The sequence below is a fragment of the Hydrogenophaga bisanensis genome, assembly GCF_042665135.1.
GTDB lineage: Bacteria > Pseudomonadota > Gammaproteobacteria > Burkholderiales > Burkholderiaceae_C > Hydrogenophaga > Hydrogenophaga bisanensis.
This window is the reverse complement of sequence record NZ_JBHTBX010000025.1, coordinates 1-8295: the sequence shown is the minus strand read 5'-3', so window position 1 is coordinate 8295 and position 8295 is coordinate 1. Positions and strand designations below refer to the sequence as shown.

The 8295-nt window shown below is 60.2% G+C and carries 10 protein-coding genes and 2 pseudogenes; 9 read left to right on the top strand and 3 right to left on the bottom strand.

What is annotated here, in order from left to right:
• The first annotated feature begins 205 nt into the window (after positions 1 to 205).
• The 3 genes and pseudogenes from ACFQNJ_RS19185 to parA form a co-directional block, all read left to right on the top strand.
• A complete protein-coding gene (locus ACFQNJ_RS19185) occupies positions 206 to 490 on the top strand; it encodes a helix-turn-helix transcriptional regulator (protein ID WP_382260342.1) in 285 nt (94 codons plus the stop codon).
• Between the two features lie 26 nt (positions 491 to 516).
• Positions 517 to 1362 carry a replication initiator protein A gene (locus ACFQNJ_RS19180; protein WP_382260340.1) on the top strand — a complete coding sequence of 282 codons (846 nt, stop codon included), beginning with the start codon at positions 517 to 519 and terminating at the stop codon, positions 1360 to 1362.
• A 253-nt stretch (positions 1363 to 1615) separates the two neighbouring features.
• Positions 1616 to 2023 (top strand): annotated as a pseudogene (parA, locus tag ACFQNJ_RS19175) (ParA family partition ATPase); the annotation flags it as partial.
• A gap of 7 nt (positions 2024 to 2030) precedes the next feature.
• Here parA and ACFQNJ_RS19170 read toward each other — a convergent pair.
• Positions 2031 to 2794 (bottom strand): IS5 family transposase gene (locus ACFQNJ_RS19170; RefSeq protein WP_382260338.1). Its coding sequence is split into 2 segments (ribosomal slippage): positions 2031 to 2479 and positions 2479 to 2794, totalling 765 coding nucleotides; the frame shifts between segments, so codons are not numbered across the junction.
• Between the two features lie 83 nt (positions 2795 to 2877).
• Here ACFQNJ_RS19170 and ACFQNJ_RS19165 point away from each other — a divergent pair.
• From ACFQNJ_RS19165 to ACFQNJ_RS19155, 3 genes and pseudogenes are all read left to right on the top strand, one after another.
• Positions 2878 to 3849: pseudogene (locus ACFQNJ_RS19165) on the top strand (recombination-associated protein RdgC); the annotation flags it as partial.
• 162 nt (positions 3850 to 4011) lie between these two features.
• Positions 4012 to 4527, top strand: a complete 516-nt coding sequence (locus tag ACFQNJ_RS19160; protein ID WP_382260336.1) for an antitoxin Xre/MbcA/ParS toxin-binding domain-containing protein — start codon at positions 4012 to 4014, stop codon at positions 4525 to 4527.
• The gene (locus ACFQNJ_RS19155; protein ID WP_382260334.1) at positions 4524 to 5033 is read left to right on the top strand and encodes an RES family NAD+ phosphorylase; all 510 of its coding nucleotides are present in this window, start codon (positions 4524 to 4526) and stop codon (positions 5031 to 5033) included. The genes ACFQNJ_RS19160 and ACFQNJ_RS19155 overlap by 4 nt, the downstream gene beginning before the upstream one ends.
• Positions 5034 to 5085: 52 nt before the next feature.
• Here ACFQNJ_RS19155 and ACFQNJ_RS19150 read toward each other — a convergent pair whose 3' ends face one another.
• On the bottom strand, positions 5086 to 5853 hold the full coding sequence (locus ACFQNJ_RS19150) for a helix-turn-helix transcriptional regulator (protein WP_382260332.1): 768 nt from the start codon (positions 5851 to 5853) through the stop codon (positions 5086 to 5088).
• On the opposite strand from ACFQNJ_RS19150, the gene ACFQNJ_RS19145 reads away from it, so the two are divergent.
• A complete protein-coding gene (locus tag ACFQNJ_RS19145) occupies positions 5792 to 6262 on the top strand; it encodes a DUF4902 domain-containing protein (protein ID WP_382260330.1) in 471 nt (156 codons plus the stop codon). The two genes, ACFQNJ_RS19150 and ACFQNJ_RS19145, sit on opposite strands and share 62 nt — an antisense overlap.
• Here the strand turns inward: ACFQNJ_RS19145 and ACFQNJ_RS19140 are convergent.
• Positions 6192 to 6800, bottom strand: a complete 609-nt coding sequence (locus ACFQNJ_RS19140) for an acyl-homoserine-lactone synthase (RefSeq protein ID WP_382260328.1) — start codon at positions 6798 to 6800, stop codon at positions 6192 to 6194. The two genes, ACFQNJ_RS19145 and ACFQNJ_RS19140, sit on opposite strands and share 71 nt — an antisense overlap.
• Before the next feature lie 229 nt (positions 6801 to 7029).
• Here ACFQNJ_RS19140 and ACFQNJ_RS19135 point away from each other — a divergent pair, with 229 nt between their 5' ends.
• Positions 7030 to 7377, top strand: coding sequence for a hypothetical protein (locus ACFQNJ_RS19135; RefSeq protein WP_382260327.1), 348 nt, complete (start codon positions 7030 to 7032; stop codon positions 7375 to 7377).
• A 259-nt stretch (positions 7378 to 7636) separates the two neighbouring features.
• A complete protein-coding gene (locus tag ACFQNJ_RS19130) occupies positions 7637 to 8248 on the top strand; it encodes a hypothetical protein (protein ID WP_382260325.1) in 612 nt (203 codons plus the stop codon).
• The last annotated feature ends 47 nt before the right edge of the window (positions 8249 to 8295 follow it).

Genomic DNA, 8295 nt, shown 5'->3' with positions numbered 1-8295 from the left:
GTCGAGGAACTCGCGCTTGCGCGTGCGCTTGGTCTTGCGCTCGTATCCGCTCTCGCCCAGGCTCATTTGCTTCATGTCGGCAATGTCTCACATCACGCGGGTGGCGGCAGGGTTATGCAGACCTTCCTTAGCAAGAAGCCCATCTTTCTTGAAAGTGCCTCTATCCGGTCGCGTGGTGTGGCCGGGCTTGATGGAGGTACTTCCCATGCGACCTGCTCCCTTGCGGCCTGCCGCCGCTGCTGTCGCTGCGCCCGCGCAGCCCCAACGCTACCTGACCAACGACGAAGCCGCCGACTACCTGCGCCTGTCGCCGCGCACGCTGGAGAAGCAGCGCGTGATCGGTGGCGGCCCGAAGTTCCGCAAGTTCGGCCGCCGCGTCATGTATGCGGTGTCCGACCTGGACGCCTGGGCCGATGCGCGCAGCTTTGGGGCGACTTCCGACCCGGAGTACGCCGAGCGCCATGCGGGCGACTATCGTGATGGCAGCTGACAGTCGGCGCGTGGGTGGCCTTCGCCATGTCCAGCCCGTCAGGGCACGCCTTGCAGCAGCGCGAACAGCTCGACCTGTTCCGCGCCTTGCCGGGCGACATGGCGCCACGCGACAGCCAAGACTTGATGGCCTTTCCGTTCTTCTCGCTGGCGAAGTCGCGGCGCACCGCGCCGATCGACTTCCGGGCCGGCGGCATCACCATCCGCGTGGAGGGCACGCAGGTGCACGGCATCGCCACGATCTGGGATGCCGACATCCTGATCTGGGCCGCCAGCCAGATCGTGGAAGCCCGCGACGCGGGCATCCCGACCTCGCGGCTGATGCAGGTTCGCCCCTACGAGATCCTGCGTTTCATCGGGCGCGGTACGTCGCTGCGCGACTACCAGCGCCTCAAGGCGGCCCTGGATCGCCTGCAATCGACCACGGTGGCCACGTCCATCCGCGAGACCACGGGAAGGCGGCTGCACCGCTTCTCGTGGATCAACGAGTGGAAGGAACTGGCCGATGCCAGCGGCACACCGCTGGGCATCGAGCTGATCCTGCCGGACTGGTTCTATGCGGGCGTGGTGGACGCCGCCCTGGTGCTGACCATCGACCCGACGTACTTCCGGCTCACGGGCGGCATCGAACGCTGGCTGTACCGCCTGGTGCGCAAGCATGGTGGCCGGCAGGAGCACGGCTGGCAATTCGATTTCCAGCACCTGTACCGCAAGTCGGGCAGCGTGGCGCGCTTCTACGACTTCGCCGCCGACCTGCGCGCGTTGGTGGCGCGGCAGTCGTTGCCCGGCTATGTCCTGGGCATCGAGCGGATGCCTGGCGAGAAAACCGAGCTGCTGACTTTCCGGCCCGTGCTGCATACGGCACGGGGATAACTGCGGGAAAACCTGTTAATTCACTCGTGCTATCAGGCAACAGGAGGCTCGTGCTATCAGGCAACAAATCCTCGTGCTATCAGGCAACAAAATCGGTCGCAAACCCTTGCCAGCATTGGGTTTCGTCGTCCTCTAACATTCCTAACTTAAATTCTCTAACTTTTAGTAGAAGCGCGCCGTTTCGGTGGACAACCACCAAACGGCACCAAAAGCAGGAGCGAAAAACCGGCGTTCCAGCAGGGAGGGCCGCGCCATGATCCTCGCTCTGCTCAACCAGAAAGGTGGCGTCGGCAAGACCACGCTCGCCACCCACATCGCCGGCGAGCTGGCGCTGCGCGGCCAGCACGTCGTCCTGCTGGACGCCGACCCGCAGGGCTCATCGCTGGATTGGACGCAGCGCAGAAGCCAGCAAGGCTTGCCACGTCTGTTCAGCGCCGTGGGCCTTGCCCGCGAAACGCTGCACCAGGAAGCGCCAGAACTCGCCAGGCGGGCCGATCACGTCATCATCGACGGCCCGCCGCGCATCGCCGCCTTGGCGCGCTCCGCGCTGCTGGCGGCCGAGCGCGTGCTGATCCCGGTGCAGCCCAGCCCCTACGACGTGTGGGCCAGCGCCGAGATGGTTTCGCTGATCCGCGAGGCGCAGGTGTTCCGGCCGCAGCTAGGGCCTGTTAACACATCCGAAGTCCATCAGCGACGAGGACGAAGCTGATGAAGCCCAGGAACATGAGGTCGAGTTTCTCGAACCGCGAGAAGATGCGGCGATAGCCCTTGAGCCGACGGAACAAGCGCTCGACCTCATTGCGACGCTTGTACATCTCGCGGTCGTACTCCCAAGGTTCGATCCGCGTCTTCATCGGTGGCACCACTGGAATGAAACCCAGATCCAGCGCCAATTGCCGTGTCTCATTGCCTTCGTAGGCACGGTCCATCAACAAGTGCACTGGTCTGCTGGTCGGCCCAAGACTGCTGAGCAGGCGCCGGCCTTCAGGCGCGTCGTGCGCCTGACCAGGCGAGAGGCAGAACGTCACGGCCGTTCGAGCATCCGCGGCAACCATATGAATCTTGGTGCTCCATCCGCCTCGGGACTTTCCGATGGCTTGTGGGCCGTTCTTTTTAGTGCCCCCGTGCCGTCGGGATGGACCTTGATGCTTGTGGAGTCCAGCGAGACCGCCTCGATCTTGATGCGCACGACCTGCGCGCGCTGTAACTCCTCGAACATGCGATCCAGGACGCCTGCTTTGGTCCAGCGGTTCATACGCGTGTAAATCGTGTGCCAGTTGCCGAAGCGCTTGGGCAGTCCGCGCCACTTGCAGCCATGCTCGGCCACATAGAGGATGGCGTTGACTACCTGCAGGTTGCTCAGGCTGACATTGCCGCGCTGCTTGGGCAGACAGTGCTCGATGGTGGCGAATTGCTCGGGTGTGATCTCCATGCCAGAGATTGTCCCGCGCAGTCGCAGAAATCGCCATTAGTGTTAACACGCCCTAGCAGAAAGGACTTGACAAAACAGATTTTAAGTCCGTGGGCTTTGTCGAGCCCCGTGGCCAGAACCATGGCGCCTTGATCGAAAGCGCTGGCTGCCCGATGTCCAGGATCCTCAGGGTTCGCATCGACACCAAGAACGTACCGACCTCTGAGATCCGCAAGAAGGCCCAGGCCAGCGCAGATCACATTGAGACGACCACTGGCCGCAAGCCCGGAAAGCGGGAGATGAAAGGGCTGCAAGAAGAGGCCAAGCAGGCATTGTTGCCAACCGCTTTCACCCGCGAGTCCCATGTGTGGGTCTGGATGGATCTGGCCAACAACATCCTCTACACCGATGCGATCAGCGGCCCGAAGTTGGACGACGTGATCTCCCTGCTGGTGCGTGCGCTCGACGGCTTGGGCGCCTTCACCCTGCAGACCGTGATGTCGCCCCAAGCAGGTATGACCAGCTGGCTGCTGGCCGAAAGCAGCGACGACTGGCCTGAAGGTTTCAGCATCGAACGGGAATGCGAACTCAGGGCCAGCGGTGAGTCCATGGCCAGCGTGCGGTTTGCACACCATCACCTGCAGAACGACGAGGTGCGCAAGCACATCCAGGAGGGCAAGCTGCCTGTCCGCCTTGCCTTGAGCTGGGAGGGCCGGGTGAGCTTCGTCCTGACCGATGACCTTCAGGTCCGCAAGATCACCTTCCTGGAGGGTGTGTTCGACAAGGACGGCGCTTCCCAAGAAAAAGACGGCTATGACCCGTTTGACGCCGACGTGAATCTGACCACCGGCGAACTTGGCAAGATGCTACCTGCCCTATTCGCGGCTCTGGGGGGGGTTGCTCCACGCAGTGCCATCGAGCTGCAGGAGGACGCCGCTGCCGAACTGTCCGACGCGGCGGCAGGGAGATCTGGTGCCGGCCAGCCGAGTGCGTCGTCAGATCAGCTTCAGGGCAACGACGACCCGCGCAATGCAGTGATCGCAGCCCTGGCGGCCCAGACGTCTTTTCTGAACTGAAAGTGGTGCTTGGGCGAACGCCCTGTGGGTTGCTGTTGAATTCATATGAGACTACACTTTGTCTCATTTGATATGGAGCGACTCATGGAAGTTAAAGTGCACAAGACCCAGAGTAGGCCTGGCAAGACCAAGCGTTTCGAGGGTGTCGTGGGAAAATTATCCGTGTCACCTCGAACCCCTGTCAGGCGCACACTCGCAGCTCTTGAAGAAAAGGGCCTGGTCTATCGCCCCAAACAGGGTGTGGACGATTTCCTCCAGCGTTTCAAGCGTGCCACCCCCGATCAGCTCGTCCAGATGGAGCGCGAGGGCATTGCCGGCATTTTCCTGACCGACCTGTCCAAGCGCATGGATCTGCCATCGACCCGGGTCTACGAAATCCTGCGCATCCCACGCGCGACCGCAGCCCGCAAGAACACTGCCGGGGCGGTCATCGACGGCCGCGCCGGACTCGCAGCCATCAACATGATTAAGTTGCTGTCCATTGCGCAGGATGTCGTCGACGACAGCACCGCGCCAGAGGCAGAGAACTTCGACACCCTCAAGTGGCTTGGCTGGTGGATCGAACAGCCCCAGCCATCGCTGGGCGGACGCAAGCCGTCCGAGTACCTGGACACACCCACTGGCGTCGAGCTTGTCGGCCGTCTGCTGGGCGCCATTCGCAGTGGGGCCTACCTTTGAAGCTCTGGCGCATCGCCACGGAAACCCGTACGTACAGGGCCGACGACCTCAGCGGCGGTGGAGCCGCCAAAGAACCGGGGCGCTGGAATGACCACCAGCAGCCGGTTGTCTACTGTGCGCCGACCATTGCAATCGCGGTGCTCGAGACAGCCGCACATGTGAACGATGCGGGTCTTCCCCTGAACAAGTATGTCGTGGAAATCGACGTACCCGACGAGGTGTGGGAGTTACGCCTGGAAACCGAAGTAGCCTCACTGCCCACGACCTGGGATGCCATCCCGGCTGGCGTGGCCAGCGTTGAGGTCGGTTCGAAGTGGCTGGCCAGCTTGTCATCCCCCATCCTGATGGTGCCATCGGTGATCGTGCCTGAGGAATTCGCCACACTCATCAATCCCAGGCACCCCGCTTCAAAGGCGATCAGCGCCCGCAGCATTCGCAAGTTCGACTACAACCGCCTGTTCCGCCCCCGGGAGTCGGCTCCTGGCCAGCGCACCTCCCAAATCTGATAGCTCACGTTTCTGGGAGTTGGCACAAGGGCGCAGCCAACCTACATTGGACTCACTCCAGCAGGCCGAGCCGGAAAGCGGCAGCAATGGCTTGCGGGCGATTGACCACATCCAGTTTCTTCATGGCATTGTTGAGATGAAAGATGACTGTGGCCTCCGAGATGTTCATGATCCGGCTGCTCTCCCACGACGTCTTGCCATTGGCCACCCAGCGCAGCGCCGTCAGCTCATGCTGCGTGAGCTTCTTCGGCAGGATGCCCTGGATCTGCGGCGTGATCAGCCGCCGGTAGCTGAAATGGGCCACGTTGCCGATCAGCTCGCCCGCCCGCACGAGTTGCTCAAGCTCACCCGGGTCGGCATCCAGCGGCTTGTCCCTGACCAGGCTGACCATGGTTTTGACCCCGGCTGCCTCATGAATGGGAACGCTCATGCCACAGGAAAGGCCAAAGCTCCTGGCCTCCTCGAAAAGCTCCATGGCGTTGGCCTGTTCAAAGTGGTTGGGCGTCCAGATCAGGGAAGAGGTTTGAACCTGGCAGTGCGCGACCGTGGGGTCCATACCCATGTAGCCCCTTTGAGCGTAGGCCGTCTGCCATTCGAGGGGGTAGCCGCTGAGCACCTGAAAACAGCGCTCACCACGCGGCGTGATCCACTGTGTGCCTATGAGCACGCGCTCGAACCCGCAGCTGGAGGCCGCTGCCGACACAGCCGACAGAAGCTCCGCATCCGATTGCGCGCCAACGATTGAGGACATCAAGTCGATGCCCTTGCTCAGGGAACCCATACCACCCGCCAGCCATCCCCAGAAAGAAGGATCAGTCATGATACTTGGACCCAGTCTCAGCGTCCCACAGTGCTCCGTCGATCTCTACGTGAGGGTGAGCAAGGATGAGCTTCTCGGACTGCAGCTTGAGCATCACTTGACCGAGCCTGCCTCGGCCTGCGATGGCGTGGCCACGGGCTACACCGAGTGGACGGCAATCGCCAGCGGCCGACTGGTCAGCGTCGCATGCTTTTGGCGTGCCTACGCAGACGGCAGCGTGCTCTCGACCGATCCCATGGATGTGTCGACCAACCTGATGCTCATCGACGACATGGGCTACGACGCTGGGCACAAACACACCGGAGAGCTCCTCCTGGAGAGGCTGCAGCACATGCTCTTCAGTGAGTCGGCGCAGACTGGGATGCGGCAAAGCCAACTGCCTGTAACGTCTGGTGGTCTACTTCAATGACCAGGGCCACAGCCACGGCCACACCAATGCGCACGGAGGGTCCCATCCGGTAGACGTGCAGCCCCTGCTGACGCAGCATGCGTTCCATGGGCGGTGTGGTCACCGTGACATAGCGGGTGATGCCGCGCTCCACCGCAAAGCGGGCCGATTCCTTCATCAGGGCCATGGAAATCGGCCCAAACGCTGCGTTATCCGTGGCGGTGCGTGATGTGGCCACCGCGAAACGGCTGAGCTCCCAGACGTCGGCGGCTTGGGGCGCCGGTTGGCCATGCAGGAGCTCAGGGAAGGTGTCCTTGAGCATGTAGGGGCCAGTCGAGGGTAGCAGGCGCCAACATGCGTCGACCGTTCCCCCCTCCCCTTTGCCCATGATGTAGGTCACATCCGGCAGATCGTCGAAGTGATCGCGCTCCATGCCGTTGGTGACCTGCACCTCCCAGCCGAGCTTTTCGTGGAAAACCTCATACCTGAGCCGAAACATGGCCTCCAGATCGGTCAATGCGGTTTCTTCTGGTGCGAAAGTATTAACAATAAGGGACATCTTGCTCTCCTGTTTCCAACACGGATGGCAGGAAAGTAAGAGCCCCCCCAGCGGCCCGCAAGCTATCAGATCTGGTAGTTCACGCCATCCCCCGTTTCAGGGAGACTGAGGTAGTCACACACAGAAGCGTCAGGTGGCGGCCATACATTGGGAAGCCGTGGCACGCGCAACACTTGACCCACTCGCCCAGGCGCAGATCAGGGAGGACCACACATGGGCCCTACCCGGCATGTCTTTTTCCAGCTCGTTCCTGTCCATCCTGGGGATTCACCGACGTGAATCTGGGGACGTGCGTCGCCTCAAGCGCGAGCTTCTGGTCTGCCTGCGCCAAGCCGGTATCGCTGATGAATACCTGCTGGCCAGGATCGACATGTGCCGTTCGCGCGGCGACTTGGTGTTGGCAAGGGCAGATGTGATGCAGCACTTGGCAAAGTTGGTTGGTGAGCAAGAGGCCAATCGCCAACTGCACCAACTCTGGGGCAATGACGATCTGATTTGCCAGATGCAGCAAAGGCGGCAGGCTCAACAATCACACGCAAATTCACTTCGTACTACGAAGTCTATTCATGGCCGATAGAAATGAGTGTAGTCGCTTAACATGGAGCATCCAGCCCCGCTTACGGCATCTGAGGAACCCACTGCGACTACAGATGACTCTATCAGCTATTTCGTCGCACATGCAGAACGTAGCAACGATACCGGCAAGTGATTACCCAACCCTCCGAAGCGTATAACTGCGCCCCCAAGTGAAGGCTCTTGAAGATTACTTTAAGAAAAGATATTGAAAATATAAACTTCATACGCTATATTCCGCATTGAGTTGATGCGGAACAAACATGCGCGCACCCGATTTGCAATCTTTTTTGAATGATGTTGAACAACTTAAAAATATGCTTGAGGGCACTCAAGTTGCCGCCTCTCACCTAAGTGGTCAGGGCATCAAGCTTGATGGGCAGCTGATGCGAGCAGACGATATTTTTAAGGTTCCCTTGCTTGAAAAGGAAGTCTCTTTAATTGATTTCTGCCACCTGTTCAGCATCTTCAATTCCAGCAGAGTTCACTATCAGCAGCAACATTACAACAGCAAAGACTCATTCGCTGGTCATTATTACACCGTAGTCAACAGGAAGCTTATACAAGGCTCTGTTGCAGGGAAAAATAGATTTTGCCTCTATCTTTCGTCTGAAAGTGATGCCCGACTACACATATCAACCTTACACATTGACCGGTTCTTCCTTGCCGAAAACGCAGCCCCGGGTTTAGGGTCCGTGTCGTTCGCGCTGTCTGCAATTGCAGCTTACAAACTAGGATTCACATCCATCACCCTCATTGCAGCTGGAGGAAAGCAATTTAACAAGCGGCATATTGGGGCGGAATCAATAATCAAGTGCAACACCCAACCGGTAAGGTACCGCGATGGGCAAGCACTACGAACAACTCACGGCTGAAGAACGAGCGGCGATCATGATGATGAAGGCGGACAACTGCTCGGCGC

Coding starts and splice junctions, on each gene's coding strand:
- ACFQNJ_RS19185 (WP_382260342.1), top strand. CDS start 206: ATGCGACCTGCTCCCTTGCGGCCTGCCGCCGCTGCTGTCGCTGCGCCC.
- ACFQNJ_RS19180 (WP_382260340.1), top strand. CDS start 517: ATGTCCAGCCCGTCAGGGCACGCCTTGCAGCAGCGCGAACAGCTCGAC.
- ACFQNJ_RS19145 (WP_382260330.1), top strand. CDS start 5,792: ATGCCCTTGCTCAGGGAACCCATACCACCCGCCAGCCATCCCCAGAAA.
- ACFQNJ_RS19150 (WP_382260332.1), bottom strand. CDS start 5,853: ATGACTGATCCTTCTTTCTGGGGATGGCTGGCGGGTGGTATGGGTTCC.
- ACFQNJ_RS19140 (WP_382260328.1), bottom strand. CDS start 6,800: ATGTCCCTTATTGTTAATACTTTCGCACCAGAAGAAACCGCATTGACC.
- ACFQNJ_RS19135 (WP_382260327.1), top strand. CDS start 7,030: ATGTCTTTTTCCAGCTCGTTCCTGTCCATCCTGGGGATTCACCGACGT.
- ACFQNJ_RS19130 (WP_382260325.1), top strand. CDS start 7,637: ATGCGCGCACCCGATTTGCAATCTTTTTTGAATGATGTTGAACAACTT.